Origin of the sequence: Novosphingobium profundi, from assembly GCF_020524485.1 — a bacterium.
Classification (GTDB): domain Bacteria; phylum Pseudomonadota; class Alphaproteobacteria; order Sphingomonadales; family Sphingomonadaceae; genus Novosphingobium; species Novosphingobium profundi_A.
On record NZ_JAIVLF010000001.1, the window covers coordinates 138,879 to 164,571 of the forward strand.

The window sequence follows — 25,693 nt, forward strand, 5'->3', positions numbered from 1 at the left end:
ACATATTGCAAAAAGTGCATTCGCAGTTGCACAAAGAAATACTAAGCTAGGTTGACATTTCCCCTCACTTAATACTAACCTTGCTTAGCTTTTCGGGGTGAGGCCCCAGACAGATCCCAATACCAAATCCCAACGCGGACCAGCAGGTCCAAACCAAAGTGAGGCCCATGATGAACACCAAGATGCTCGCATCGCTCTGCGCCGCCGCTGCGTTCCTGCCGCTCAGCGCGCAGGCCGCCACGTCCCAGGAAGAGGCCACCACCAGCGCTGCCGCAATCGTGCAGGTCGCCCAGGGCACGCAGGCCCAGGCTCCGGCGGTCGAGGCGCGCAAGGGCTCGATGATCTACAGCGACGGCAAGCGTATCGGCCAGGTCTTCCGCGTGCGCGAGAACGGCGATGCGCAGGTCGTCATCAACGGCCAGAGCCACATCGTTCCTGCCGAGACGCTGATCGAAAAGGACGGCAAGCTCGCCACCACGCTCAGCCGCTCGCAGGTCGTGTCCGGCCGTTAAGAATCTTCTCCCGTGGGGCCTTGTTGACGCCCCCGAGGATCCGCACAGGCGGATATGGGCTGCCGATCCTTCGGCAGCCCCTTTTTCGTGCCGATGCCCAAAACGGCGATCTCTCCAGGTTGAGCCAAGGCGGCGTGCGAAAGGTCTGCTCGACAGTTAGGGGAGCCCGAGGGCGATGGTCCTTAAGAACTGCTCCTCTTTCCGACTTGCTACTGGACGTTCCCGAGGTTCGCCGAGATCGCCTCGAGCGTGGCATTGACCTGCCGCAACTGCTCGTCGGAGAGGCCGGCGAAAGTGGCCTCTTCGCTGAGCGTCGCGACATCGCTCAGCGTGCCGGTCAGTTCCTGCCCCTTGGGCGTCAGGTAGATGGCGTGGGCGCGGCGGTCGTCGTGCTTGCGTTTGCGTTCGACCATGCCCTCGGCGATCAGCCGGTCGACGAGGCGCCCGGCGGAGACCTCCGAGATTTCCAGTGTCTCGGCGATGACCCTTTGCGTGGCGCCGGGGCGGGAGGAGACGACGGCAATGACCGTCCATTGTGAGCGGGTGACGCCCAGTTCGGCAATCGCCTCGTCGAAGTGCTTGCGCATGAGCCGCGAGACGATCGCCATCTTGAGCGCCACGTCGCGCTTGAGCGTGTCGGGCGCGGCCTTGCCGCTGTCCGTCCCGGACGTATCGGGGAGGCCCGGGCAGGTGGCCGAGGCCGCGTGGGGCAGCGGGCCGCTCACACCCTTTCGATGATGATCGCGGGGGCCATGCCGCCAGCCGCGCACATCGTGACTAGGGCGTAGCGCCCGCCGGTGCGTTCCAGTTCGTCGAGCGCGGTGCCGATGAGGACCGCGCCCGTGGCCCCAATGGGGTGGCCCAGCGCGATGGCGCCGCCATTGGGGTTCACCTTCTCGCGCGCAAGGCCAAGATCGCGGATGAATTTCTCGACGACGACCGCGAAGGCCTCGTTCACTTCCCACACGTCGATGTCGTCCGGGGTGAGCCGGGCGCGGGCAAGCGCCTTGCGCGCGGCGGGGACCGGCCCGTTCAGCATGAGCGTAGGGTCATCGCCGATGTTGATGGCCGTCACCACGCGGGCTCGCGGGGCGAGGCCGTGCGCCTTGGCGTATCCGGGCGAGGCTAGGAGCAGCGCGGCGGCCCCGTCGACCACGCCCGAGGATGTGCCGACATGGTGGACGGCCGTGAACTCGAGATCGGGATAGCGCCTGCGGATCTGGCCGGCAAAGCTCGTGCCCTCGCGCGTGGCGGGCAGATCGTAGAACATGGCAAAGGCGGGTTTCAGCTCGGCGAGGCCCTCGGCGGTGGTCTGGGGGCGGGGATATTCCTCGTGGTCGAGCAGGACCTTTCCGTCTGCGTCGGTCACGAAGGCGAGCGAGCCCTCGAAGCGCCCTTGTGCGATGGCCTGTGCCGCGCGGCGCTGGCTTTCGAGCCCGAAGGCGTCGAGCTCGGCGCGCGAGATCCCTTCCATCGCGGCAATGGCATCGGCCGCAACGCCCTGGTTGGTCTGGGGATGGCGGGCATCGAGCGAGGGGTTGTTGGTGCCAAGGCCCCCGGCAATATGCACCTTCTTCTCGCGCAGCATCGTGCCGTAGTCGACGACATGGCTCATCATTTCGCTGCCCCCGGCAACCACGCAGTCTTCCAGGCCCGCCATGATCTGGCCTGCCGCAAGGCTGGTGGCGGTGAGGCCCGAGGCGCAGAAGCGGTCGAGCGTGACGCCGCTGACCGTCACATCGTAGCCCGCATCGAGCGCGGCCATGCGGCCAAGATCGCCGCCCTGCAGGCCCATCTGCGCGCTGGTGCCCCAGATCACGTCGTTGATGGTCGCGGTGTCGAGGCCGTTGCGCGCGCGGATCGCGGCGAGCACCGTGCGGGCGATGTGCTGGGGGTGCAGGCCCGAATAGGCGCCCTTGCCGGTCTTTCCGATGGCGCGCGGCGTACGCACCGCGTCGATGATGTAGGCCTCGGCCATGCAAGCTCTCCCCTGGCAACTGGCGGTCCCTGCCACGCGCTGTTCCGCTGGACGGACTGCGTGCGCGTGCATCTTGGTCTGGCACCGCAGGCGGGATAGGCCAAGGCTCGGGCGCGTGTGCGGGCCATATCTCCGCCGGGGCGATGGCGCGTCGAATATGGCTGGACCTGTCAGGCACGGGGCCGGATCATCGCGGGATGAAACGAGAATGCGCACCAGGGATGGGCGAGCTAGGAACGGGGCAGAGGTGATGGCTGAGGACGCGAAGGACGTGCAGGGGACAGCGCCCGGGACCGCGTCAGGTACCGCGCGCGAATCCGAAGCGCCGCCCGGGACATTCGCGCCGCTGGCCGTCGCGCCGTTCCGGCGCATCTGGTCGAGCAGTGTGTGCTCCAATCTCGGCCACCAGATCCTGGGCGTGGCCGCGGCCTGGGAAATGACCCGCCTTACCGATTCTCCAGCCATGGTGGCCGGAGTGCAGACCGCGCTCATGCTGCCGCTCATGCTGGTGGCGCTGCCCGCAGGCGCACTGGCGGACATGTTCGACAGGCGCATCGTGGCCATGTGCGGCCTGGCCTTTGCCTGCCTTGGCGGCAGCGTCATGGCGCTGTGCGGGCTTCTGGGGCTGGTCACGCCCTGGCTCATGCTGGGCCTCATCTTCGCAATCGGCTCGGGCGTTGCGCTCTTCGGTCCGGCCTGGCAGGCCTCGATCAGCGAACTGGTCCCGCCCCGCCTGCTCCCTCCTGCGGTGGCGCTGGGTTCGGTCAGCTTCAACCTGGCGCGCTCGGTTGGCCCTGCCATCGGTGGCTTCCTGGTGCTGGCCGCAGGCGCGCACGTGGCCTTCGGGGCCAATGCGATCGGGTACATTCCCTTCCTCCTTGCCTTCTATTTCTGGAAGCGCGAGCAACCCGCCTCGCGCCTGCCACCTGAAAGCCTGGGGCGTGCGCTCGTCTCGGGCATGCGCTTCGCATTGCACGCAGGCGGGGTGCGCAATGCCATCGTGCGTGTTTTCCTATTCGGCTTTTGCGTGGCGACGGCCTCCGCGCTCGCCCCGCTGATCGCGCGCGACCAGCTCGCGGGCGACGCGGCGTCCTATGGCGTTCTCCTGGGCGCGGGCGGTGTCGGTGCGATCCTGGGCTCGCTCTCGACCGCGACCCTGCGCGCGCGGCTGGGGCCTGAGCTCGCCATCCGGATCGGCACGCTGGTGACCGCGGGTGCGCTTGTCGGCATTGCCTATAGCCGCTCGATCTGGGTCGCGGCACCGTGCTTCCTACTCCAGGGCATGGGGACGATGATGGTGCTTGCGATGCTCAACGTGGCTGTCCAGCTTTCGGCCCCGCGCTGGGTGACGGCGCGCGCGCTCTCGCTTTATTCCTCGGCGGTGACGGGGGGGATCGCGCTGGGCTCGATCGGTTGGGGCGCGATCAGCAACGGGCTTGGCCTTCAGACGACGGTGCTGGTCTCGGGCCTGGCACTGGCAGCGACGGTGGCGCTGGGCTTCGTCCTGCCCATGGCGCACGAGGGCGAGGACCGCCGCGCGCCGGTGTCGCTGGGCAAGAGCCCCGAGGTGGCGCTGGGGCTGACCGCGCGCTCCGGGCCGGTCGAGATCGAGATCGACTACCGGGTGGAGCCTGCCAATGCGCGCGAGTTCTTCCGCCTGATGCAGGACGTGGGCAAGGCGCGGCGGCGCAACGGCGGCTTTGCCTGGTCGCTGGCGCGCGATATCGCGGACACGCAGCTGTGGATCGAGCGCTACGAATGCCCGACCTGGGGTGACTATCTGCACATGCGCAACCGCTTCACCCAAGCCGACCTCGATCTCCAGGAAAAGGTCGAGACTTTCAATACGCTGCGCGATGGGTCGCGGCTGCGTCGGCGGTTGATGCGGCCCTTCGGATCGGTGCGCTGGCGCGCCGAGGTGCCTGACCCCGGCCCCGATCAGCCTCGCCCCTTCAGCTACTGAGGCGCGCCTCGTAGCTTCCCCGATCTTGACGGGCCTTCGTCTCGATATGATACTTCGCACATCATAACAAAAGAGCGAGGAGAGGGGACGATGGAGGCACAGGCTCTTGCAGACCATCGCAAGTCGGCCGCCGTGGCGCAGGAGGGGTTTCGTCTCGACGCCAAGGCGCGGCGGCTGGCGAGCTTGCGGGAATCGCGCGCCGCGCTGCGCAGCGCTGGCCTGCTTCAGGACGGTCCGGGATCGGAGGATGTGGCTGGGGGTAACCCCGAGCACGTCCCTGTCTTCTATCTCGACGGGCCTGCGCACGCGCAGCGCCGTGCGGCCATCGCCCGTTTTTTCACGCCCAAGGCGATCCAGACTCGCTACCGTACGATCATGGAGGAGACGACCGCGCGCCTGCTCGATGATCTGCGCGCGACCGGCTCGGCCCGGCTCGACCGCATCGCCTTTGAGCTGACGGTGGCGGTGGCCGCGAACATCGTCGGCCTGACCGAGACCTCGCCCAGCCAGATGGCGCCGCGTCTCCAGTGCCTGCTGCGCACCGCGTTCAGTCCGGCGACGGGACTCGGCAAGCTGCGCGACCGGATCATCCGAAGCGTCTACGGCGTCTGGTTCTACCACGCCGATGTGCGCCCGGCCGTGGCGCGGCGGCGGGCCGAGCCGGGCGATGACATCATCTCGCAGTGCCTCGCCAAGGGCTATTCCGACAAGGCCATCCTGATCGAGTGCATGACCTATGCGACCGCGGGCATGGTCACGACGCGCGAATTCATCGTTATGGTGGCCTGGCACCTGTTCGACAATCCCGAACTGCGCGCCCAGTTCCTGGACGGCGACGAGGAGGCGCAGATGGCGATCCTCCTGGAAATCCTGCGGCTCGAACCGATTGCCTCGGTGCTCTACCGCCGCGCGGGTGAAGGCCTGTGCGACCAGGCGCTGGGCGAGGTTCCGGGCGGCGAGCGGCTTGCGATCGACCTTCGCGCGGTCCACGGCGATGCGCAGTCGGTGGGCGCCTGCCCCCATGCGATCGATGCCGAGCGTGCGCGGCGCGAAGGGCAGAAGGCCGAGTTTCTGAGCTTCGGCGATGGGCCGCACCACTGTCCCGGCTGGCAGGTGGCGCTCCACGAGACCCGAACCTTCATCGATCAGCTGCTGCGCGTGCCCGGTATCGCGATGGCCCGCGCGCCCGATATCATCTGGAATGCACAGTTGATGAGCTACGAACTGCGCGACGCCCGGCTCACCTGCAGTAGGGCGTGATCGCCGGAGCGAACTTTGCCCTTTCCTTGTGACAGGCCACGGGGCGCGATCTAACCTCGCGTCCTGAGAGAGTGCATGGACGTGACGGCGCCAGGAGCGCGCCTGTCATGAGCCGTGCCCGAAAGGGGAGAAGGGTGTGAGGACCCGAAGGGCTTTTCTTGCAACGGCGTCATGCCTGCCGCTCGCGCTGGCCGTCGCGCCTGTCGCGGCGCAGGACAGGGCATCCGGGACCACCATTCCTCAGGATGAGAGCATCCAGGCCGAGCGGGTCATCGTCGTGACCGCGCAGCGCCGCGCCGAGGCGCAGGTCGACGTGCCGATCTCGATCACCGCGCTCGATGCCGGGATGCTCGAAACCGCCAATGTGCGCGAGCTTTCGGGCATCCAGAGCATGGTCCCTGCGCTGCGCTTTGATCGCCAGAGCCAGTTCGTCCAGCCCACCATCCGCGGTGTCGGGACCAGCATCACCACTTCGGGCGGGGGCTCGAACGTCGGGATCTATGTCGACGGCTTCTATTCGCCCAACCCGGCCGAGGCTGACTTCGACCTGCTCAAGGTGCGCAGCGTGCAGGTCCTCAAAGGCCCGCAAGGGACGCTCTTCGGCCGGAACACCACGGGCGGGGCGATCCTGGTCGAGACCGCCGATCCCAGTGTCGATCCGGCGATGGAATTTCGCGCCTCGCTCGCCAGCTTCGAGGCGATACGCGCGCAAGGCTATGTCACGACAGGGCTGACCGACAGCCTCGCGCTCGACCTCGAAGTTAACTACGCGACCGGCAAGGCCTATCAGCGCAACATTGCAAGCGGTGCGCGGGACCGGCGTTACCGCAACTGGCAGGTGCGTACGGGCCTCAAGCTGGATCTGGGCGATGTCACCGCCAAGCTGCGCTACCAGCATGTCGAGACCGACGATCCGCGCCCCCTGCTCTACAACATCTTCGTCGACGATGTGCTGGGCGTCGGGGCGCCCAGCTTCGCGCCGCCCTCCACCTACACCACCGATCCCGACTTCTACGCACCGGGGCCGGATCGCAGTTTCATCACGACCAACAACGACATCGTGCAGCTGACGCTCGAGGCGGATCTGGGCTTTGCCGATCTCGCCTCCTTCACCCAGTACCGCGATCAGGACGTTGATGCCTCGCTCGATCTCGACAAGACCGCGCTGACGATCTTCCAGTACGGCCTGCCGGTCTTCAACCGCACCTTCACGCAGGAATTCCTGCTGACCTCCAAGCCGGGCCCGGCGCTGCAATACACCGCGGGGCTGTTCTACCTGTTCAATTCGGACCGCTACAAGACGTACGCGGACAACGCCGTACCGCTGGGCTTTGGCCGGGTGCGCCTGGGCGGTTCGGACGCGCCTACGCGCAGCTACGCGGCCTTCGTCGACCTCACCTACGAAGTCACGCCCAGCCTCTTCGTGACAGGCGGCCTGCGCTATGCCCACGACACGATCACCAATGCGTTCTACAACGTGGGGGAGGAGGCCTTCGACGTTGCGGACGTGAAGAGTGACCGCTTCACCCCGCGTCTTGTGGTACGTTACAAGCCGAGCGATACGACCAGCATCTACGCTTCCTACGCGCGCGGCTACAAGGCGGCGATCCTCGATGTCGGCGGCTCGTGCCAGAACCCGCCCGACTTCGTGTGCAACGATGTCTCGCCCGAGAACATCGATGCCTTCGAGATCGGCTTCAAGACCGAGAGCGAGCTGCTCAGCTTCGAGGCGGCGGCCTTCTACTACGACTACCGCAACCTGCAGGTCTCGCTCTTCACCGATGGCCGGGCCGAGATCATCAACGCCGCCAAGGCCGAGGTCTACGGCGCAGAAGCCGCGCTGGCGCTGCGGCTGGGCGGTGGGTTTTCGATCACCGCGGGCGGCGCCTATGTCCATGGCCGCTATACGGACTTCCCGGGCGCCCCGGTCTACATGCCCTGCGCCGATTTCGGGCCGGATGTTGCGGCCTCGTGCGCGGGCAGCGGTGTGTCCTATCTCAATGTGCCGGTCGATCTGAAGAACGTCGACATGCAGCGCACGCCCGAATTTACCGGCAATTTGGGCGCGCGCTGGGAAGTGGGACTGGCTGGCGGCGAACTCGCGCTGTCGGGCAACTTCTACTACACGTCCTCGTTCTTCTTCGGCCCGTCGGGCACCCAGTTCCAGGGCGGTGACTACGAGACCCTCGCGCTGCGCGCGCAGTGGGACGACCCTGAAAGCCGCTTCTTCCTCGCCGTCTTCGGCGACAACGTGACCGACAGCCGCTACGTCAATCAGGTCCAGTACAACAACTTCGGTTTCGGCGCGACTTGGAGCCAGCCTCGCACCTGGGGTGTCGAGATCGGCTACAGGTACTGAGGCGCGTGCTGACCAACACCTCCATCGCCGAGGGCGAGGTGGCGACCGCAGGGGGGGGCGTTCCAACTGGCGCGCCGCCCGAACTTCCGGGCATGGCCTACCGCGCCTATGTCCTCGCGCTCCTGACGCTGATCTCGGCGCTGAGCGCGGTGGACCGGCAGATCCTCGACATCCTGGTCGAGCCGATCCGCGCCGACTTCGGCCTTTCCGACGGCCAGCTCGGTGCGCTCAACGGCATCGCCTATGCGGGGGTCTACGCGCTCGCCGTGATCCCGCTCGCGCGGCTGGCGGATCGCTATCCGCGCAAGATCGTGATTGCAGCCGGCATCGTCATCTGGAGCCTCGCTACGACCGCCTCCAGCCTTGCCCGCAATTTCACCCACCTGTTCGTCGCGCGCATGGGCGTGGGGCTGGGTGAGGGGGGCCTCAGTTCCCCCGGCCCCGCGCTCCTGTCCGATCTGTTCCCGCGTCACCAGCGCGGTACGGTAACCTCGATCTACATGACCGGCCCCGCGATCGGGATGGGCCTGGCCTATGCGATTGGTGGCTACGTGGTGGCCGCCTATGGCTGGCGGGCGGCGTTCCTGGTTGCCGGGCTTCCCGGTCTGGTCCTGGCCGCCTTGTTCTATCTCACCGTGCGCAACGTGCCCAAGGGCCTGGCGGACGGGTTGCGCGCCGATCCCCCGCAGCCGGGGCTGGGACGCACGCTCAAGGCTATCGCGGCCTTGCGCACGATCCTCTGGATGATCGTTGCGCTCGCCTGCCTCGCGCTCATGGTCAACGGGCTGCTGCGCTGGATTCCGGCCTATCTCACCCGCACGCAGGGGCTCGCGCCGGTCGAGTTCGGCGCCTGGCTTGGCGCAGCAGTGGGGACGGGCAGTTTTGTCGGGCACCTTGTCGGCGGGCCGCTCGCCGATTGGGTGGGACGCCGTGATCCGCGCCGCCAGATGGGGATTGGCATTGCCGCCAGTCTGGGGGCTGCGCTCACCATCGTTGTGCTCTTCAACGCGCCTTCGATGGCCGTCTTCTATGGCCTTGCGGGCTTTCTGTCCTTTACCGGGGGGATCTTCGCTGCCCCGCTCATCATGGTCTGCACCACACTGCCGCCGGTCTGGGCCCGCGCGACGACGGCGGCGATGACGCTGATGGCGGTCTATCTCGTGGGCTATGGTTTCGGACCGGCGCTGCTGGGCGTCCTCAGCGATGCGCTCGCCCCGTCCTTTGGGGAGGATGCGCTGCGCATTGCGCTCCTCTCCAGCACGGTCCTGGCGCTTCCCGCCACCTTCAGCTTCGCCATGGCCGCACGCCACTACCGCGCAGACCTTGCCGAGAGCGAACGCCAGCTCGCCCGCGATGCCGGGCGGCCCGACATCCCCAATCCCGACAGGGAGACCCCGTGATGACGACACCGCCCCGCCGCCTGCCCAATCTCCCCCGTGAAGAATGGACCGATCCTGCGCGCGAGGTCTTCGCCTTCTGGGGTGAGCCCAACGCGCGTGAGGAAGGCTCGCGCACCAACATCATGATGGTGCTGGCCAACCACCCGGACATGGCCATGCCCTACAACCATTGGGCCAAGCACCTTCTGATGACCAACACGCTGCCCACCCGCGCGCTCGAACTTCTGATCCTGCGCGTCGCCTGGCGGGTGAAGAGCGCCTACGAATGGCACAACCATGTCGGTTACGGCCTCAACGCCGGTCTCACCCTTGAGGATATCGCCGCGATCCGCGACTACCCCGAAGGCGCGGGGCGCTGGGCCGAGGCGGACTGCCTCGTGCTCGATGCGGTCGATGACCTGATGGAGCGGCATAGCGTCTCGGACGCGACCTGGGAGGGGCTGGCGCGCCACTACGACCGGCGCCAGATGATGGATCTGGTCATGTCCATTGGCCACTACGTGATGACGAGCTGGGCGCTGTCCTCCTTCGGCGTGCCGATAGAGGGCGATGTCGACCCCATCGGCTTTGATCTCAGGACCGCCTCGGGCGACGGGCCGGCCCGTACCTTCAAGCCGGGCGAAGTCGATGATTGGGCGGAGCGCAACCAGGCCTGAGCGCTCATCCCCGGCCCGCGGGCCATCGCCGGGCCGATAGAATGGCGGGCAGGTAAACGCGCAATTGCAGCCGGTCGGGCGCGGGGTCAGAACAGATCCCGACATCACTTCACGAACATGAGGGCGGAGGCAGAGCAGCATGGCGACCGAGATCATCTTTCCCAAGATCGGCTTCTCGATGACCGAGGGGCAGATCGCGGAGTGGACCTTTGGCGAGGGCGAGGAAGTGACCGAAGGCGAATGCCTGTTCCTGCTCGAAGCCGACAAGTCCACCAACGAGGTGGAGGCCCCGGCGTCGGGCATCCTGCGCATCACCGTGCCCGAGGGCGAGACGGTGCAGGTCGGCACCATCGTCGGCACCATCGAGTAAGGCGCAGCCGATGACGCTCAAGGTCGGTATTGTCGGCGCTGCCTGGGGCGGCATGGCCCATCTTCCCGCCTGGCGCGCGGTGCCCGGCGTCGAGGTGACCGCGATCTGCACCTCGCGCGAGGAGACGGCACGCGCCGCCGCGCAGAAGTTGGGGGTGGAGCGCGCCTTCTGGGATGCCCACGAAATGTGCCGCGATCCTGATATCGACATCGTGGACCTGGGCACCCGGCCCAATTTCCGCCAGCCCTGGCTCGAGACCGCGCTTGCCCATGGCAAGCACGTCTACAACGCCTCGCCCCACGCGCCGGGATGGGAGGGGGCCAAGGCCATCGACGCGGCCTGGCAGGCCTCGGGCGCGGTCGGCGTCGTCGATGCCTTCATCGAATACGTGCCCGCCGTGCGCCGCCAGATCGAACTGGTGCACGAAGGCTATATCGGCACGCCCATCGGCGGGACCTGCCATCTCAACATTTCGCTGTTCAACCGTGCCTCGAAGCAGTTTCCCTACAACTGGTTCGCGCGCAGCGACGCGGGCGTTTCGGGCCTGCGCAACAATGGCAGCCACGCGCTCTACCCGCTTCTTGCCATGCTGGGGCCGGTCGAGGAGGTCGTGGCCGATGATCGCCAGGTTCTCTCCGAATGGGTCTATGAGGACGGGGAGCGGGTCACGCCCGAGACGACCGACACCGGCAACGCGCTGCTGCGCTTTGCGAACGGGCCCATCGTACAGCTCCAGGCGGGCTGGGCGATGACGATGCACGATGGCTGGCTGCTCGACATCTACGGAACGCAAGGGCGACTGGTAACGCGCGCGCCCACGTTCCCGAGCGCGCAGGACTGCACGCTTTGGGGCCTCAGGGCACAGGACAAGCCCAACCCCCACGCACCGAGTGACCTGCAGCCGCTCGACATTCCCGAGGCGTACCGGGCAGACCCGGACCTGGCCATTGATGCCAGCTTTCCGATCCCCCCCTGCTTCCCGATGGCGCTGGCCATGCAGCGCATGGTCGCCGCGATTGGAGGCAAGAGCACCGCCGCGCCCGACTTCGCCCGTGCGCTGGAGGTCGAGCGCTGCCAGGAAGCAATGTCCCGCGCGCAGGCGGAGAAGCGCTGGATCGCGCTGTCCGAAGTTGTCTGAATACGACTTTTTTACAGGTGCTTGGTGGAGGTGCTCCCGAGATATCGCCGTGGCGCAGCGGCTCTCGTTGACCTTGCCCGCCTGGCCCCTGACAGTTCCCCTCGACGCCTGAAGCGAGCGAGGTTTTCCCATGACCCAACCCAGTAACGCCCCCCAGCCGGATTCCGCCGCGCTGACCGACATCTTCCGCCGGATGCTGCGGATCGAGCGCAACGACAACGCGATCCTCTCCACCATCCGCAAGGGGCGCCTGCAGATGCCCTACTACTCCGCGCGCGGGCAGGAGGTGATCCCGGCAACGATCTCCCACTTCCTCACCGACGAGGACCAGATCTGCACGATCTACCGCGGCATCCAGGACATGGTGGCCAAGGACATGCCGCTCAAGCCCCTCTGGGCCGAGATCGCGGGCCGCGTCGATGGCACCTGCAAGGGCAAGGGCGGCCCGATGCACCTCACGCATCCGCCGACGGGCGTGATGGTGACGACGGGCGTCGTGGGCTCCTCGATGCCGATTGCCAATGGCCTTGCCTGGGCGGCGAAGCTCGACGGTTCGCGGCGCGTGGTCATTGCCTATTTCGGCGATGGCGCCTCCAATATCGGGGCCTTCCACGAGTCGCTGAATCTGGCCTCGCTCTGGAAGCTGCCGGTCATCTTCGTGTGCCCCAACAACGGCTTTGCCGAACACACCCGTTTCGAGAACGGCACTTCGGTCGACCAGATCTCCAAGCGGGCGATCGGTTACGGCATGCCCGGCTTCACGGTCGATGGAAACGATCCTTGGGAGATGTACGCGCAGGTCTCCACCGCGATTGCGCGCGCGCGTGACGGGGAGGGGCCAACCCTGCTCGAATGCACGACCTTCCGTTTCCTCGGGCACGTCCTGGGCGATGACAACAAGTACATGGCCGAGGGCGAACTGGCCGCGGCGAAGGAGAAGGACCCGTTGCCCCTGTTCCGTCAGCGCCTGCTCGACGAAGGGCACGTGGACGAGGCGACGCTTGCCGCGATGCAGGAGAAGATCGAGGCCGAGGTGGCCGAGGCCCGTGACTTCGGCCTCGCCAGCGAACTGCCCCCGGTGGACGAGATCCGCCGCGATGTCTTTGCCCAGGAGATGATGGCATGAGCACGACGACAACCAGTGCGGCCAAGCCCGCCGGCACGAGCAAGATGAACAGCCTACAGGCCGTGAACGCGGCGCTGCACCAGGCCATGGCCGCCGACGACAAGGTGCTGGTCCTTGGGGAGGACATCGCTGATCCCGAAGGCGGCGGCGTGACCGGCGCGACGGCGGGCCTTTCGACAAAGTTCGGGGGCGAGCGCGTGCGCTCCACCCCGATCTCGGAGCAGGCCATCATCGGGGCGGCCATTGGCGCCGCGCTTGCCGGGTACAAGCCGGTGGCCGAGATCATGCTGATGAACTTCACCACGGTCGCGATGGACATGATCTTCAACCACGCGGCCAAGCTGCGCTTCATGTCGGGCGGGCAGACCTCGGTGCCGATCACCATTCGCACGCTGACAGGCGCTGGCTGGCAGACCGCGGGCCAGCACGCCGATCACCTCGAAGGTTGGTACGCGCACGCGGCCGGGATCAAGGTCGTCGCGCCGTCCAACCCGGTCGACTACAAGGGCCTGCTGCTCTCGTGCATCGAGGACCCGGACCCGTGCATCTTCATCGAGAGCGCGGGCTCGCTGTTCGTGCCCGCCGAAGTTCCCGACGACCAAGGGCCGATTCCACTCGGCAAGGCGCGCGTCGTTCAGGAAGGCTCGGACCTGACCATCGTCACCTGGTCGAGCCAGACCGTGCGCGCGCAGATGGCGCTTCCCGCTCTGGCCGAGGCGGGCCTGTCGGTCGAACTCATCGACTTGCGCACCATCTCGCCCTGGGACCGCGAAACCGTTCTCGCCTCGGTGCGCAAGACCGGGCGGCTCCTCGTCGCGCATGAGGCGGTGCGCGATTTCGGGCCCGGCGCGGAGATCGCCGCGACTGTCTCGGAAGAGCTGTTCGGCGATCTCAAGGCCCCGGTTCGCCGCCTTGGCGCGCCCAAGTGCCCGGTTCCCTTCGCGAAGGTGCTGGAAGATGCCTACATCGTCCAGCCGGATCAGATGGTGGCCGCCGCGCAGGCGCTGATGGGGTGACGAAGAACAGTTTGATTCAAGGGGCCATCGCCCCTTGACCCCCGAACGGGCGACCTCACCAGTCTCGGTCAAGGCAGCGCGAGTAAGGTGAGGTTGCACGTTTTGGGAGCCCGAGGGCGATGGCCCTAGGAAACTTCTTCCTGATTACTCCACCGCCGCCAGTTCCAGCACCGCATCACCTGCGCTTTCGTTCCAGAACGCCGCGCTGCCACCCAGCGCGCGGTTCAGGAACGCGCGTTTCAGGAACAGGTGGACCGGATACTCGACAGTGAGGCCGATCCCGCCGTGGAACTGCACGGCCTCTTCGGCAACCTGCTTGTAGACCTCGCAGCAATGGGCCTTCATCGCGCCGAGCGCGAGGGGGGCAGCCTCGCTGCTGGCCTCGTAGAGCGCGGTTGCGGTTTCCAGCGCAACCTTGAGGTCGGCGGCGCGATGCTTGAGGGCCTGGAACATGGCAAGAGGCCGGTCGAACTGGCGGCGGGTGCCCAGATACTCGATCGCCATGGCCAGGACGGCGTCGGCTCCGCCCAGCGCATCGCCCGCAAGGCCAAGGCACAGAAGACCGTCAAGCCGTTCGGTCAGGGCCGCGGCCTCGCTACCCGCCGCCAGCGGGATGCGCGGGACATCGGGCGCCGGTGCGACGGTGAACAGGCGGCGCGAGCCATCCCAGGTGGGAAAGGGCGTGATCTTTGCGCCTGCAAGGTTGATCAGGGTCACCTCGTCGGTGCTGCGCACAAGTATCCGGTCTGCCGTATCGGCATCGGGGACCGCGGTGAGGTCCTCTCCGGCGATGGTGAGCGAGGCCGTGATCGCCTCGCCCGCCATGGCGCTTTCCATCAGATCCTCGCGACCGGGGAAGTCCGGGGCCTGGACCAGGGCCTCAAGCGCGAGGAACTGGGCGAGAGCCGGGCCGGGCATGCGCGCGCGGCCCATCTCGGTGAAGATCACGGCGAGGTCGCGGCGTTCGAGGCCAAGGCCGCCCAGCGCTTCGGGCACGCCAGCCATGAACCAGCCCAGCTCGGCCATCTGCGCCCACGAGGCCTTGGCATCCTGCGCGGCCTGCCAGTCGGGAAAGACCTTGCGGGCGCTGTCCTCCAGTTCGCGGCGCATCTCGCTCATTGTCCGGCCTCCGTGATCCAGTTCTTCGGCTCGCGGGGCATGCCCAGCATGCGTTCGGCAATGATGTTGCGCTGCACTTCGTCGCTTCCTCCCGCGATGGTCCAGGCATAGCTGTTCATGAAATCGGCCATCCAGTTGCCGCTGTTGAGATCGCCGAAGGTGATCGGCGCGTGCATCTGTCCGGCAAGATCCGCCAGTTCGACGCCAAGGTCCGTCCAGGCGCGCAGACAGCGCGAATAGGCGAGCTTGACGATGGAGGCATCGCCCACGCGTTCGTCCTCGTCCATGCGCTTTTGCAGGAAGCGGTCGGCGAGCGCGCAGACCGCATCGACCCGCGTCGCGAGCGCGCCAAGCTTGCGCAGGACACCGGCATCGCAGGTGCGCCCGGCGGCGTGGACCGCCTCGCTAAGCCGCACCATCGCGCCGCGCATCCGGTAGGAGAGCTCCATCAGCGTCAGCCCGCGTTCGGAGGCGAGCGTGGCCTGCGCGACGGCCCAGCCCGCGCCTTCCTCGCCCACGCGCTGGGCAACCGGGATCTCGACCTCGTCGAGGAAGATCTCGGCGAATTCCTCGTCGCCCTGGATCTGGTGGATCGGGCGCACGCTGACGCCGGGCAGGCGCATGTCCATCAGGAGGTAGGTAAGCCCTGCCTGTTTGGGTCCATCGGCTGAGGTGCGCACCAGCAGCAGGCACATGTCGGCGTACTGCGCCATGGTCGACCAGACCTTCTGGCCCGAGACGACATAGACATCGCCGCGCCGCTCGGCCCGGCTGCGGATCGCGGCCAGATCGGACCCCGCCCCCGGCTCGGAAAAGCCCTGGCACCAGGTCTCGCCCTCGAGAATGCGCGGCAGGTAGTGGCTGCGCTGCTGTGCGCTGGCGCATTCGGCCAGCGTTGCAAAGGCGTGGTAGGTCGACACGAATGAAAGCAGGAGGCGCGGCGTGTCGGCGCGCGCCAGTTCTTCGTAGATGATCTTCTGTTCGGCCAGCGAGCGCCCACCACCGGGCCATTCCCTCGGCCAGTGCGGCACGGCGTAGCCTGCGGCCACCAGCTTGGCGAACCAGGAACGCTGCGAAGCGACGAAGGCTTCGTGCGTGGAGGCCGTGCGCCAGTCCCGGGGCGCTTCGCGCGCGATCCAGTCGCGGATTTCGCGTCTCAAGGCGTCGTCTTCTTGCGTCATGGAGCAAGCTAGGCCCCATTGTGCGCGCGACCTTCAAGCTCGCCGCCGCGATATCGGGCGCACGATGCTACCGCGCGGGGGTGGGGCGGGTTAGGCCCCTGTGCATGGACTTTGACTGGACGCCCGACGAGCAGGCCTTCCGCGAGCGCCTGCGCGATTTTCTCGACACGACCCTGCCGGACGACTGGGAGCGCTTCTCGCAGCACGGCCCGGCCTCCCCGGACCTGACGCGCTATGCCCAGACCTTCTGCGCCGCGCTGGCCGAGGAAGACCTGCTCATCCCGCACTGGCCGGTCGAGATCGGTGGGCAGGGGCAGGACCCCTGGCACCAGACGATCCTGGCCGAGGAAATGTGGATCGCGGGCGAGCCGCGCGGCGGGCAGTACATGAACGTCAACTGGATCGGCCCGACGCTGATCCGCTACGGGACACCCGAGCAGCAGGCGCGCTACCTTCCGCCGATTGCGCAAGGAAAGGCGCTGTGGTGCCAAGGCTTTTCCGAACCCGGTTCCGGCTCGGACCTCGCCTCGCTGCGCACGCGCGCGGTGGCCGATGGCGGAGACTACGTGGTCAACGGACAGAAGATCTGGACCAGCTACGCCGGACTTGCCGACACCTGCTTCCTCCTGTGCCGGACGAGCGAGGATCGAAAGCGGGGCATCACCATCCTGCTCGTGCCGATGGACACGCCCGGCATCACCGTGCGCCAGATCCCCTCGATCATCGGCGAGGGGGACATCCATGAGGTCTTCTTCGATGATATGCGCGTGCCCGCCAGCGCCCGGCTGGGTGAGGAAGGGCAGGCCTGGGAGATTATCGCCTATTCGCTGCGCAACGAGCGGCTGGGCATTCCGCGTTATGCCCTCGCGCGAAGCGCGCTCGACCGCGCCGTATCGATCCTGCAGGAACGGGGTGATTTTGTGCGCGAGGCGGTGCGGATCGAGGCGGCAGGCGCGGCTGCACTGTGCGAGGCGGCCCGGCTCGCGAGCTATGCCATCGTCACCCGCCGTGCCGAAGGCGAGACGATCGGCCAGGAAAGTTCCTCGGCGCGTTACGCCACGGTCATGTGCGAGCGGCGGGTGTGCGAATTCATCGTCGAGCATCTGCCCGAGGCGCTGGCCGACGCGCACCCTTATCTCAAGATGCACCACCAGCGCGGCATCGTCGCGGGGATTGCGGCGGGCGCCGCCGAAATCCAGCTCAACATCATCGCCAGCGACGTGCTGGGCCTGCCACGGGAGGCGCGCTGATGCAGGTTGCCCTGAACGAAGACCAGCGCGCCATCCGCGACGCGCTTGATGCCCTGGCCCGCCCGTTCGAGGAGGCGCCGGTGCACGAGGCGCCGCGGGTGGCCGCCAGCCCGGACTTTGCGCGCGCGCTGGCTGAAAGCGGCTTTCTCGATGTCGCTTGCGACCCGGACTTGGGCACCGCGACGGCGGGCGTGGTGGTGGAACGCCTCGCCCGTCTGCCTTTCGCGGTGGAGGCGGCGACGCGGGCTTTCTTCGCGCCGCTCTTGGGTGACGTGTCCGGGCCGGTCTGTCTTGTTGAAGGCACACGCACGCCCCGGCTCGTGCGCTTTCTGGAAGCGGGGGCCTGCGTGATCGTGGTGGAGGAGCAGGGTGTCTCGTATTTCACTGCGGACGAACAGCAGTTGCGTCGGGAGAGCGAGAGCCTCTTCGCCTACCCCATGGCGAGCCTGCTGGAAATCCCGGAAGAGCGCGCGGGGCTTCCGATCACGCCCGGCGAGGCGCGGACGCGCGCGCGCGCGGCGCTGGCGGCGGAGGCGGCCGGACTGATGGCCGCTGCGCTTGCCAGCGTGTGCGCGCACCTCTCCGAGCGTACGCAGTTCGGGCGTAAGCTCGCGACCTTCCAGGCCTTGCGCCATCGCCTCGCCGAAGCGCAGGTGCGCACCAACGGCGTCTATTGGATGGCGATGAAGGCGGCTACCACGCTTGATCCGGCCGATGCCGCGCTCGCGGCCTGGCACGCGCAGGAATCGGCGACTTCGACAGTCTACGACTTTCACCAGTTCCTTGGTGCCATGGGCATGACGCTGGAGCATCCGCTGCACTTCTGGACCTACCGTTTGAAGGCCCTGATCGGGGAACTGGGCGGGCGCGGAGCAAGCGCGGCGGCGGCAGCGGATGCGCTTTGGGGGTGAGGGAGGCTCCCCGAACCCGTCTACCTCACCTTACGCGCGCACCGTTATCTGAAAAAGGTGAGGTCGCCCATTCCAGGGTCAAGGGGCGATGGCCCCTTGAAATTGGACTTCTCACTCATGCCCGAACGCGGGCCGCGGCAGGCTGAACAGCGCGAGGCTGGCTGCAACCATCAGGACGAGGGTCGTGAGCAAAAACATGTCGTATCCTCCGGTCCGGTCGTAGACCGCCGAGGCCGCAAGCGGTCCGAGTGCAGTGCCGACCGAGAGAGCAACCAGCAGCCCTCCGTAGAGCGCGCCGAAGGCCTTGAGGCCGAAGTGGCGTGTCGCGAGGTAGACGATCACGTCGACTTCCGCGCCCAGTGTCAGTCCGATCAGCACGGCGACGGGAACCGCGCCTTGCGCGCCCGCGCCCAGCAGGATGAGCCCGCTCGCCACGGGAAGGAGGAAGATGACGGCGCCCACGTAAGCCGCGGGAAAACGGTCGAGGAGGAGGCCGGTGCCCAGCCGTCCGGCGATGGAAAAGAGCCCGATCAGCGAGGCCAGCGCGGCGGCCCGGGCGGGAGGAAGCCCGGCATCGGTGAGGATGGGCACGAAATGGACGACCAGCGCCAGCACGGTGAAGGTGAAGAGCAAGCTAGCGACAAGCAGGCGCAGGTAGACAGGCGAGCGCAGGCCTTCGAGGAAACTCACGCCTTCGGGGGCGGGTGTGCGGGGGGCGGGCGCATCGTAGGTTGCAGGGGGCGGCGTGCGCCCTGTGCGGAACAGGACGAGGATTACCGGCCAGGCGAGCGCCATCCAGGCGAGGCCCTGCCAGGCCATCGCGCTTTGCCAGCCATAGGCGGCTATAAGGCGCGCGCCGAGCCAGGGGAACAGCGCGGCGGCAACCGAGGCGCCGCATAGGGTGATCGCGAAGGCAAGGCCGCGTGAGCGGGCAAAGCGGCTGGCGACCGCGGCCGTCCAGACGGTCGCCTGCACCGGCAGCGTGGCCAGCGCCATGAGGGTCCACAGCGCGTACCATTGCCACGCGCTGCCGCTTGCGGTGCCGAGCACGGCAAAGGCCGCGCAGGTGAGCGGAATGCCGATGACGCCCAGAATTCGCGGGCCGACCTTGTCGACGAGCATCCCGATGGGCACCCCGAACACGGCCTGGATCAGCGTGGCGATGGTCATGCCGAAGGTCGTGGTCGCGCGCGACCAGCCAAAGCTTTCGCTGATCGGCTCGATATAGACGCCAAGGCCATAGATGTGGATGACACTGGTGGCGTAGCCAAGGGCGCCGGCCAGCGGGACGCCCCAGTGCGCCTTCCATTCCGCGCGCGCGGTCACAGGGTGCACCTCCGGTTCCTATTCGGCGGGAAGGCGGCCGTTCCTGGCCATCTCGAAACTCTGCCCCAGGTGCGCAAGATAGCCATGGAGGCCGAGATGAGCGTACGTTGCCGGATCGGCGATTTCCCCCATGCGGGCGGCGACTTGCTCGATGGTCCAGTGGGGCTGGAAGACGCCGTGGGTCTCGAGCATGTCGATCTTCGCCATGCGCCCTCCGATCGCGACCAGTGCCTCGCCCGACAGCGCGCAGTCCTCGTGTGCCAGCCAGCCCACCATGGGCGCGACCAGTTCGGGGCCGAGCGGGGGGTACTGCGAGGTGTCGAGCCCGTCGGCCATGCGCGTCATGGCGCCGGGCAGGATGAGATTGCTGCGGATGCCGTGCTCCTCGCCCTCCAGCGCGATCACGTTGGAGAGGCCGATCATGCCCGACTTGGAGACCGCGTAGTTCACGCAGCGCTGGTTGCCGTAGAAACCGCCGATTGAGGAGGTGAGGACCACGCGCCCGTAGTTCTGCGCCTTCATGTGCGGGAAGGCCGCGTGCACAAGGTAGAATGCGCCCATCAGGTGCACGTCGAGCACCGAGTGGAAGTCCTCGACCGCAATCTCGTCGAGTGCGCCGTAGCGCACGTTGCCCGCGTTGTGGATGAGGATGTCAATGCGCCCGAAGGCGTCGAGCGCGCTCTGGACGATGGCTCTGGCCCCTTCGCAGGTGGCGACGCTGTCGGTCGAGGCGACCGCTTCGCCGCCCGCCGCCTCGATCTCACGCACGACCTGCTGGGCTGGACCTTCGTCCTCCCCTTCGCCCAGGATCGCGCTGCCGTTGTCGTTCACGACGACTTTCGCGCCCCTGTTGGCGAGCAGGAGCGCATAGGCCCGTCCCAGGCCTCGCCCGGCGCCGCTGATCACGGCCACCCGGCCATCGAAGCGCAATTCGTCCATCGTCCTCTCCTTCTGACCCGCCTTGGCTAGGCGCTGGCCGCGGTGGGGCGCAACGCGGCTCACGAGCTTTCGCCGGGGCGATGAAAGGGAGGCGATCTTGTCCCGAGCCGGGCGAGGGGCGCAAGAATCCGGGCATGGCACACGAACCCCAGATTGCGCCCGCAGCCGACCTTGCAAAGTCGGTCCTTGTCCCCGCCGAGGCCTATGTCTCGCCCGACTATGCCCGCGCCGAGCAGGATCGCCTGTGGCGCAAGGTCTGGCTCCAGGCGGGGCGGGCCGAGGACCTGGCCGAGACCGGTGACTTCATCACCTATGACATTGGTCCGGATTCGGTGGTCATCGTGCGGACCGGGCCTGACAGTCTGAAAGCGCACCACAACGTCTGCCCCCATCGCGGGCGGCGGCTGGTCGACACGCCGCCGGGCAAGCGCAATGCGCACGGACAGGCGCGCGGGTTCATCTGCGGCTACCATGGCTGGAGCTTTGGCCTTGACGGCGCGAACACGCACGTGCCGCAGGAAGACGACTGGCAGGGCGCCTTGTGCAACGGCCGCGCCGATCTGACGCCGGTGCGGGTGGACACCTGGGGCGGGTGGATCTGGATCAGCCTTGATCCCGAGGGCGAGAGTCTGGAAGCGTATCTTGGCGTGATCCCCGAGATGCTCGATCCCTATCGCCTGCAGGACATGCGCGCGCGCTGGCGCAAGTGGATCGTTTTCGAATGCAACTGGAAGGTGGCGATGGAGGCCTTTTGCGAGACCTACCACGTCGCCACCACCCATCCCGAGTTCAACGCCTTCGGGCAGTTCCGGGGCTGGGCGCGCCAGGAGGGGCTGCATTCGCACATCGGCTACGAGGCGGCGAAGGACATGGAGGAGGACGCGGGCAAGCTGCGCGTGGGGACCGGCGATGCCCGGCTCTCGACCGCCGAGATGCAGCGCTTCACCTGGGAGAATGCGAACACCAACACCACCATGACGATGGTGCGCGCGGCCGAACGGCTGGCGCAGGAGCTGCCTGAAGGGACTCCGCCGGCACAGGTTTCCGCTCACTGGATCGCGGCCTCGCGCCGCGACGATGCCGCGCGCGGGGTGGAGTGGCCGGTGGTCGCGCCCGCGCACACGGCCAAGGCCGGGACGGCCTGGCAGGTCTTTCCCAACTTCCAGATCGGGCAGGCGGTCAACAACATGCTGTGCTACGCCGCGCGCCCCTATGGGAGTGACCCGGACAAGTGCATCTTTGAGGCGGCGGTCTACGAGCTCTACCCGGAAGGGGAGGTGCCCGAGACACAGTGGACCTACACCGAGCCACATGAATGGCCGCCGGTGCTGCAACAGGATTTCAGCAACATGGCCGCCGTCCAGCAGGGCATGAAGAGCGCAGGTTTCCGGGGTGCCCAGCCCAACCCCTACATGGAGCGCGCGGTGGCCAGCCTGCATACGAACCTCGCCCGCTACATGCAGGCGGGGATGCCCGAAGAGCAGGACTGAGCGGAGCTGTCGTTTGCGCGGGGATGCCGAGTAAGAGAAGTAATCTTTCCAAGGGGCCATCGCCCCTTGACCCCCAAACTGCCTACCTCACCTTTCTCGGCCAGGTCGGCGCGCCGAAGGTGAGGTCGACAGTTTGGGGAGCCCGAGGGCGATGGCCCTCGGAACTCTTTTCCTGTTCCCCTTGCCTCAGGCGAAGGGTTCCTCCCCCTCCAGCTTGGTGCGCACCATCAGGCGGCCGCTGGTCACATCGTACCACTCGGCGCGGTGCATGGTCCCGGTGTTGTCCCAGATGACGAGGTCGCCCTCGGACCATTCGTGGCTGTAGGTGAATTCCTCGCGGGTGGCCCATTCGCGCAGTTCGTTGAGGAGCAGGCGCCCTTCCATCACGTCCATGTCGACCACGGTGTGCGCGGTGTTGCCGATCACCAGCGACTTGCGGCCCGACTTGTGCGTCCAGACCAGCGGCAAGGTGTTGTCGCCGATCGCCTGCATGCCCTTGAGCATCGCGACGGGCGGTTCGGGGTTGTAGAAGAACAGCGTCGCCCAGGCGCCGTGGCGCACCTTGAGGTCCTCGATCCGGTCCTTCTCCTCCTGCGGCAGCGCGTCGTAGGCCGCGTAGGTGTTGGAAAAGCCGGTGTTGCCCGTGCCCTTGGGCGAGGGTTTCTTGCACGAGAGGATCGAGGCGAGGATCGGGACTTCCTGCATGGTGCCGTCGATGTGCCAGTAGAGCGAGCCCTTGAGGTATTCCGCGGTCGGCCCGGCGATGGCGGGGTCGATGCTGATCTTGGTGACCTCTTCCTCGTCGCCCTTGCGTTCAGGCGCGTAGGTGCCCAGCGTCTTGGTGAAGGCGATCTGCTCCTCGTTGGTGAAGCCGATCTTCGGGAAGACAAGCACGCCGCGCTCTTCGAGCAGGTCGCGCAGGGCATCGCCGAGCGACCCGGAAAGAAGTTCTTCCTTGGAATTCAGGACGTAGGCGCCGATCTTGTCCTTGATGGTCTCGTGCGTGAGCGTCGTCTGGGTTTCGACGGCCATGGCAAATCCTCCCTTGTTCTGGGGCTGAATATAGTTTGCCAGGGCGCGTGGATGAAGCACGCCCCGGCGATATCGGGTGGCGGGGCCGGGATGCGTGTCAGGCCGAGCCCATGTAGCGTCCGCCATTCACGCTGATCGTCTGGCCGGTCACGTAGCTCGCGCCTTCGCTGGCGAGGAACACGCAAGCCGCCGCGATCTCGTCGGGCTGGCCCACGCGCTTCATCGGCAGGGTCTGCGAAAAGGTGTCGATGTCGACCGGGGCGGCGCGCAGCGCAGGCGTATCGACGAAGCCGGGCGGCACCATGTTGAACGTGACGCCGCTGGCGGCAAATTCCAGCGCGAGGGCCTTGGTCATGCCCAGCACGCCGCCCTTGGAGGTGACGTAGTGGACTTGGGCGAAGGAGCCGCTCTGCACCGAGGAGGAGGTGATGTTGACCACGCGTCCCCAGCCCGCTTCCAGCATCGCGGGCAGCATCTCGCGGATGCACAGGTGCGGGCCCTTGAGGTTGATGTCCATGATCTGGTCCCACTGCGCGTCGGTGATCTCGGCGTAGGGCACGAAGGGCGCGATCCCGGCGTTGTTCACCAGGACCTGGATAGCCCCGAAGGCGTCGCGCGTGGCCTTGGCGGCCGCGGCGATCTCGGCCGCATCGGCGCAGTTGGCGGTGCAGGCGATGGCCGTGCCGCCTGCCTGCGTGATCGCCTCCACGGTCTGGGCCACGCCTTCGCCGTTGAGGTCCCAGGCGCCCACCTGCGCGCCCTCTCGGGCAAAGCGCTGGGCGATCGCGCGGCCAATTCCCGAGCCTGCGCCGGTGACGACGGCGACCTTGCCTTCAAGCTGCATTCTCTTCCTCCGGGTCTGCTTTTGGCCGGGACATAGCGCGAAGCGCGCGCGAGGCCTGCGCACAGGCTTGCGGTATCACCCGCGCGATGAGTGGCATTGCCGCGTGCCTTGCCGGTTGCCTTCGCGTGCGCGCCTGCCTTGACTGTGTGCAACAAGGAGGTGGGGTGAGATGACGCGCCGCGAGATCGAAGGCTGGAGCCTGCGCTGGGACGAGGAGCGCGCGCAGGCCGCGCGCCGCGAGGGATGGTGGCGCGATGAAACGCTTGCCGATCTCGTGCCGCGCCTCGCCGCCGCCGAACCGGACCGGCTGATGCTGGTGGAGGGCGAGGTGCGCCTGAGCGCCAGCGAACTGCACGAACGCGCGCTGCGCCTGGGCACCTGGCTGGGCGAGCGGGTCGCGCCGGGCGGTGTCGTCTCGTTCATGCTGCCCAACTGGCACGAGGCAGCGGCGATCTACCTTGCCGCGACTTACGCCGGACTTGTCGCGAACCCGATCCTGCCCTCGCTGCGCACGCGCGACACCGCCTTCATCCTGCGCGATTGCAACAGCCGCGTGGTCTTCGTGCCCGAGACGTTCCGCCGTTTCGACTACGCCGTGATGCTGACCGGCATCGCGGCCGAGATGGAGCACGGCCCCGAGATCGTCGTCGTGCGCGGCACAGGGCCGGTCGCAGGCACGCAGGACTACGAGGCGATCCTGGAGGCGAGCGCGCCCCGTACCATCCGTCACCCGGATCCCGACGCGGTGCGTATGGTGATGTACACTTCGGGCACGACCGGGCGGCCCAAGGGCGTGCTGCATACCCACAATTCGCTGGGCGCACTGCTGCACCAGATCGGCCGTTACTGGCACGTTGCACCGGGGGATCGCTTTCTCGTCGCCTCGCCGATCAGCCATATCGGCGGTTCGATCTATGCTTTCGAGGGGCCGGTGCTGCTGGGCAGCGTGGCCGTGCTGCTCGACCAGTGGAACGCGCAGGAGGGGCTTCGCCTCATGCAGGCGGAAAGGATCACCCACATGGCGGGCGCGACCCCGTTCCTGGAGCAGATCCTGCACGCGGCGAAGGCGGCCGATGACCACCTCGATGCGCTCAAGGTCTTCATCTGCGGCGGGGCGTCGGTGCCACCTGCGCTGATCGAGGAGGCGAATGCGTGGTTGGCCAAAGCCCGCGTCAGCCGGGTCTACGGCAGCACCGAGGTGCCGGTCACGACGGTCGGAGCCCTGGACGAAAAGGGCATGCCCGAGGCCGCGCTGAGCGATGGCAAGGCGGGCATTGCCGAGGTCATCCTGGCCCCCGATGGCGAGATCCGCGCGCGCGGGCCCCAGATGCTGGCCGGCTATATCCGGCAGGAGGACGAGGCTGGCGCCTTCGATGCCGCAGGCTTCTACCGCAGCGGTGATCAGGGCGCGCTTGATGCGCACGGCTTTCTCACTGTCACGGGCCGGATCAAGGACCTCATCATCCGCAACGGGGAGAACATCGCGCCCAAGGAGATCGAGGACCTGCTCTCCGGGCACCCCGCGATTGCCGACATCGCCATCGTCGGCCTGCCCGACCCGCGCACCGGCGAGCGCGCCTGCGCGGTCATCGTGCCGAGCGACGGCGCCATTCCCGACGTGCCGATGCTGGCGGACTACCTGTCGGCCGCCGGCGTAACCCGCTTCAAGTATCCCGAGCAGGTCGTGCTGCGCGAGGCTTTGCCGCGCAACGAGGCGGGCAAGGTCCTGAAGCACGTCCTGCGTGCTGAGCTGGCTGTCTGACATCGCCCGAGCGGTGGCTGGGGCGGGCGCCTTCGTGATCGGAGGGGCGGGCGTTAAGCAT

The 25,693-nt window shown here is 67.3% G+C and carries 22 protein-coding genes; 14 read left to right on the top strand and 8 right to left on the bottom strand.

The genetic code is table 11. The features are described from left to right. Positions 1–167 precede the first annotated feature (167 nt). On the top strand, positions 168–512 hold the full coding sequence (locus tag LC060_RS00630) for a hypothetical protein (RefSeq protein WP_144400861.1): 345 nt from the start codon (positions 168–170) through the stop codon (positions 510–512). Between the two features lie 209 nt (positions 513–721). Here LC060_RS00630 and LC060_RS00635 read toward each other — a convergent pair whose 3' ends face one another. Next, on the bottom strand, positions 722–1,237 hold the full coding sequence (locus LC060_RS00635; protein ID WP_226631890.1) for a MarR family winged helix-turn-helix transcriptional regulator: 516 nt from the start codon (positions 1,235–1,237) through the stop codon (positions 722–724). After that, positions 1,234–2,490: an acetyl-CoA C-acetyltransferase gene (locus LC060_RS00640; RefSeq protein ID WP_226631891.1), complete on the bottom strand. Its 1,257-nt coding sequence runs from the start codon at positions 2,488–2,490 to the stop codon at positions 1,234–1,236. The genes LC060_RS00635 and LC060_RS00640 overlap by 4 nt, the downstream gene beginning before the upstream one ends. Positions 2,491–2,740: 250 nt before the next feature. On the opposite strand from LC060_RS00640, the gene LC060_RS00645 reads away from it, so the two are divergent. The 9 genes from LC060_RS00645 (at position 2,741) to LC060_RS00685 (ending at position 13,778) form a co-directional block, all read left to right on the top strand. Continuing rightward, positions 2,741–4,453: an MFS transporter gene (locus tag LC060_RS00645; protein ID WP_226631892.1), complete on the top strand. Its 1,713-nt coding sequence runs from the start codon at positions 2,741–2,743 to the stop codon at positions 4,451–4,453. A 90-nt stretch (positions 4,454–4,543) separates the two neighbouring features. Then, positions 4,544–5,713, top strand: coding sequence for a cytochrome P450 (locus tag LC060_RS00650; RefSeq protein WP_226631893.1), 1,170 nt, complete (start codon positions 4,544–4,546; stop codon positions 5,711–5,713). A gap of 136 nt (positions 5,714–5,849) precedes the next feature. Beyond that, positions 5,850–8,072 (top strand): TonB-dependent receptor, encoded by a 2,223-nt coding sequence (locus tag LC060_RS00655; RefSeq protein ID WP_226631894.1) that lies wholly within the window; start codon positions 5,850–5,852, stop codon positions 8,070–8,072. 5 nt (positions 8,073–8,077) lie between these two features. Next, a complete protein-coding gene (locus LC060_RS00660; protein ID WP_226631895.1) occupies positions 8,078–9,472 on the top strand; it encodes a spinster family MFS transporter in 1,395 nt (464 codons plus the stop codon). Next, positions 9,472–10,128 (top strand): carboxymuconolactone decarboxylase family protein, encoded by a 657-nt coding sequence (locus tag LC060_RS00665; protein ID WP_226631896.1) that lies wholly within the window; start codon positions 9,472–9,474, stop codon positions 10,126–10,128. The genes LC060_RS00660 and LC060_RS00665 overlap by 1 nt, the downstream gene beginning before the upstream one ends. Positions 10,129–10,267: 139 nt before the next feature. After that, positions 10,268–10,498 (top strand): biotin/lipoyl-containing protein, encoded by a 231-nt coding sequence (locus LC060_RS00670; RefSeq protein ID WP_148627270.1) that lies wholly within the window; start codon positions 10,268–10,270, stop codon positions 10,496–10,498. A 10-nt stretch (positions 10,499–10,508) separates the two neighbouring features. After that, on the top strand, positions 10,509–11,636 hold the full coding sequence (locus LC060_RS00675) for a Gfo/Idh/MocA family protein (protein WP_226631897.1): 1,128 nt from the start codon (positions 10,509–10,511) through the stop codon (positions 11,634–11,636). Between the two features lie 130 nt (positions 11,637–11,766). After that, positions 11,767–12,762, top strand: a complete 996-nt coding sequence (locus LC060_RS00680) for a thiamine pyrophosphate-dependent dehydrogenase E1 component subunit alpha (protein WP_226631898.1) — start codon at positions 11,767–11,769, stop codon at positions 12,760–12,762. Further along, positions 12,759–13,778 carry an alpha-ketoacid dehydrogenase subunit beta gene (locus tag LC060_RS00685; protein ID WP_226631899.1) on the top strand — a complete coding sequence of 340 codons (1,020 nt, stop codon included), beginning with the start codon at positions 12,759–12,761 and terminating at the stop codon, positions 13,776–13,778. Before LC060_RS00680 ends, LC060_RS00685 begins: the two co-directional genes overlap by 4 nt. Positions 13,779–13,922: 144 nt before the next feature. On the opposite strand, the gene LC060_RS00690 is transcribed toward LC060_RS00685, so the two are convergent. After that, positions 13,923–14,897: an acyl-CoA dehydrogenase family protein gene (locus LC060_RS00690; protein ID WP_226631900.1), complete on the bottom strand. Its 975-nt coding sequence runs from the start codon at positions 14,895–14,897 to the stop codon at positions 13,923–13,925. Further along, complete coding sequence (locus LC060_RS00695) at positions 14,894–16,078, bottom strand: acyl-CoA dehydrogenase family protein (RefSeq protein ID WP_226631901.1); 1,185 nt, start codon at positions 16,076–16,078, stop codon at positions 14,894–14,896. Before LC060_RS00695 ends, LC060_RS00690 begins: the two co-directional genes overlap by 4 nt. A 104-nt stretch (positions 16,079–16,182) precedes the next feature. On the opposite strand from LC060_RS00695, the gene LC060_RS00700 reads away from it, so the two are divergent. Together LC060_RS00700 and LC060_RS00705 are read left to right on the top strand one after the other, a co-directional pair. Further along, a complete protein-coding gene (locus tag LC060_RS00700) occupies positions 16,183–17,328 on the top strand; it encodes an acyl-CoA dehydrogenase family protein (protein ID WP_226631902.1) in 1,146 nt (381 codons plus the stop codon). Beyond that, a complete protein-coding gene (locus tag LC060_RS00705; protein ID WP_226631903.1) occupies positions 17,328–18,239 on the top strand; it encodes an acyl-CoA dehydrogenase family protein in 912 nt (303 codons plus the stop codon). Before LC060_RS00700 ends, LC060_RS00705 begins: the two co-directional genes overlap by 1 nt. A 111-nt stretch (positions 18,240–18,350) precedes the next feature. Here the strand turns inward: LC060_RS00705 and LC060_RS00710 are convergent, their stop codons facing one another. Both LC060_RS00710 and LC060_RS00715 read right to left on the bottom strand, forming a co-directional pair. Next, positions 18,351–19,574, bottom strand: a complete 1,224-nt coding sequence (locus LC060_RS00710) for an MFS transporter (RefSeq protein ID WP_226631904.1) — start codon at positions 19,572–19,574, stop codon at positions 18,351–18,353. Between the two features lie 9 nt (positions 19,575–19,583). Further along, entirely contained in the window at positions 19,584–20,504 is a 921-nt protein-coding gene (locus LC060_RS00715; RefSeq protein ID WP_226631905.1) for an SDR family NAD(P)-dependent oxidoreductase, read from the bottom strand. 134 nt (positions 20,505–20,638) lie between these two features. Between LC060_RS00715 and LC060_RS00720 the strand changes: the two genes are divergently transcribed. After that, on the top strand, positions 20,639–21,994 hold the full coding sequence (locus LC060_RS00720) for an aromatic ring-hydroxylating oxygenase subunit alpha (protein WP_226631906.1): 1,356 nt from the start codon (positions 20,639–20,641) through the stop codon (positions 21,992–21,994). 186 nt (positions 21,995–22,180) lie between these two features. Here the strand turns inward: LC060_RS00720 and LC060_RS00725 are convergent, their stop codons facing one another. Beyond that, complete coding sequence (locus LC060_RS00725) at positions 22,181–23,026, bottom strand: TauD/TfdA dioxygenase family protein (RefSeq protein WP_226631907.1); 846 nt, start codon at positions 23,024–23,026, stop codon at positions 22,181–22,183. 97 nt (positions 23,027–23,123) lie between these two features. After that, entirely contained in the window at positions 23,124–23,870 is a 747-nt protein-coding gene (locus LC060_RS00730) for an SDR family NAD(P)-dependent oxidoreductase (protein ID WP_226631908.1), read from the bottom strand. 169 nt (positions 23,871–24,039) lie between these two features. Between LC060_RS00730 and LC060_RS00735 the strand changes: the two genes are divergently transcribed. Further along, positions 24,040–25,632 carry an AMP-binding protein gene (locus LC060_RS00735; RefSeq protein WP_226631909.1) on the top strand — a complete coding sequence of 531 codons (1,593 nt, stop codon included), beginning with the start codon at positions 24,040–24,042 and terminating at the stop codon, positions 25,630–25,632. Positions 25,633–25,693 lie beyond the last annotated feature (61 nt).

What these genes read in the sequence shown, in the direction of transcription:
- LC060_RS00630 (WP_144400861.1), top strand. Translation starts at nt 168, where the DNA reads ATGATGAACACCAAGATGCTCGCATCGCTCTGCGCCGCCGCTGCGTTC.
- LC060_RS00640 (WP_226631891.1), bottom strand. Translation starts at nt 2,490, where the DNA reads ATGGCCGAGGCCTACATCATCGACGCGGTGCGTACGCCGCGCGCCATC.
- LC060_RS00645 (WP_226631892.1), top strand. Translation starts at nt 2,741, where the DNA reads ATGGCTGAGGACGCGAAGGACGTGCAGGGGACAGCGCCCGGGACCGCG.
- LC060_RS00650 (WP_226631893.1), top strand. Translation starts at nt 4,544, where the DNA reads ATGGAGGCACAGGCTCTTGCAGACCATCGCAAGTCGGCCGCCGTGGCG.
- LC060_RS00665 (WP_226631896.1), top strand. Translation starts at nt 9,472, where the DNA reads ATGACGACACCGCCCCGCCGCCTGCCCAATCTCCCCCGTGAAGAATGG.
- LC060_RS00670 (WP_148627270.1), top strand. Translation starts at nt 10,268, where the DNA reads ATGGCGACCGAGATCATCTTTCCCAAGATCGGCTTCTCGATGACCGAG.
- LC060_RS00675 (WP_226631897.1), top strand. Translation starts at nt 10,509, where the DNA reads ATGACGCTCAAGGTCGGTATTGTCGGCGCTGCCTGGGGCGGCATGGCC.
- LC060_RS00680 (WP_226631898.1), top strand. Translation starts at nt 11,767, where the DNA reads ATGACCCAACCCAGTAACGCCCCCCAGCCGGATTCCGCCGCGCTGACC.
- LC060_RS00685 (WP_226631899.1), top strand. Translation starts at nt 12,759, where the DNA reads ATGAGCACGACGACAACCAGTGCGGCCAAGCCCGCCGGCACGAGCAAG.
- LC060_RS00690 (WP_226631900.1), bottom strand. Translation starts at nt 14,897, where the DNA reads ATGAGCGAGATGCGCCGCGAACTGGAGGACAGCGCCCGCAAGGTCTTT.
- LC060_RS00695 (WP_226631901.1), bottom strand. Translation starts at nt 16,078, where the DNA reads ATGACGCAAGAAGACGACGCCTTGAGACGCGAAATCCGCGACTGGATC.
- LC060_RS00700 (WP_226631902.1), top strand. Translation starts at nt 16,183, where the DNA reads ATGGACTTTGACTGGACGCCCGACGAGCAGGCCTTCCGCGAGCGCCTG.
- LC060_RS00705 (WP_226631903.1), top strand. Translation starts at nt 17,328, where the DNA reads ATGCAGGTTGCCCTGAACGAAGACCAGCGCGCCATCCGCGACGCGCTT.
- LC060_RS00715 (WP_226631905.1), bottom strand. Translation starts at nt 20,504, where the DNA reads ATGGACGAATTGCGCTTCGATGGCCGGGTGGCCGTGATCAGCGGCGCC.
- LC060_RS00720 (WP_226631906.1), top strand. Translation starts at nt 20,639, where the DNA reads ATGGCACACGAACCCCAGATTGCGCCCGCAGCCGACCTTGCAAAGTCG.
- LC060_RS00725 (WP_226631907.1), bottom strand. Translation starts at nt 23,026, where the DNA reads ATGGCCGTCGAAACCCAGACGACGCTCACGCACGAGACCATCAAGGAC.
- LC060_RS00730 (WP_226631908.1), bottom strand. Translation starts at nt 23,870, where the DNA reads ATGCAGCTTGAAGGCAAGGTCGCCGTCGTCACCGGCGCAGGCTCGGGA.
- LC060_RS00735 (WP_226631909.1), top strand. Translation starts at nt 24,040, where the DNA reads ATGACGCGCCGCGAGATCGAAGGCTGGAGCCTGCGCTGGGACGAGGAG.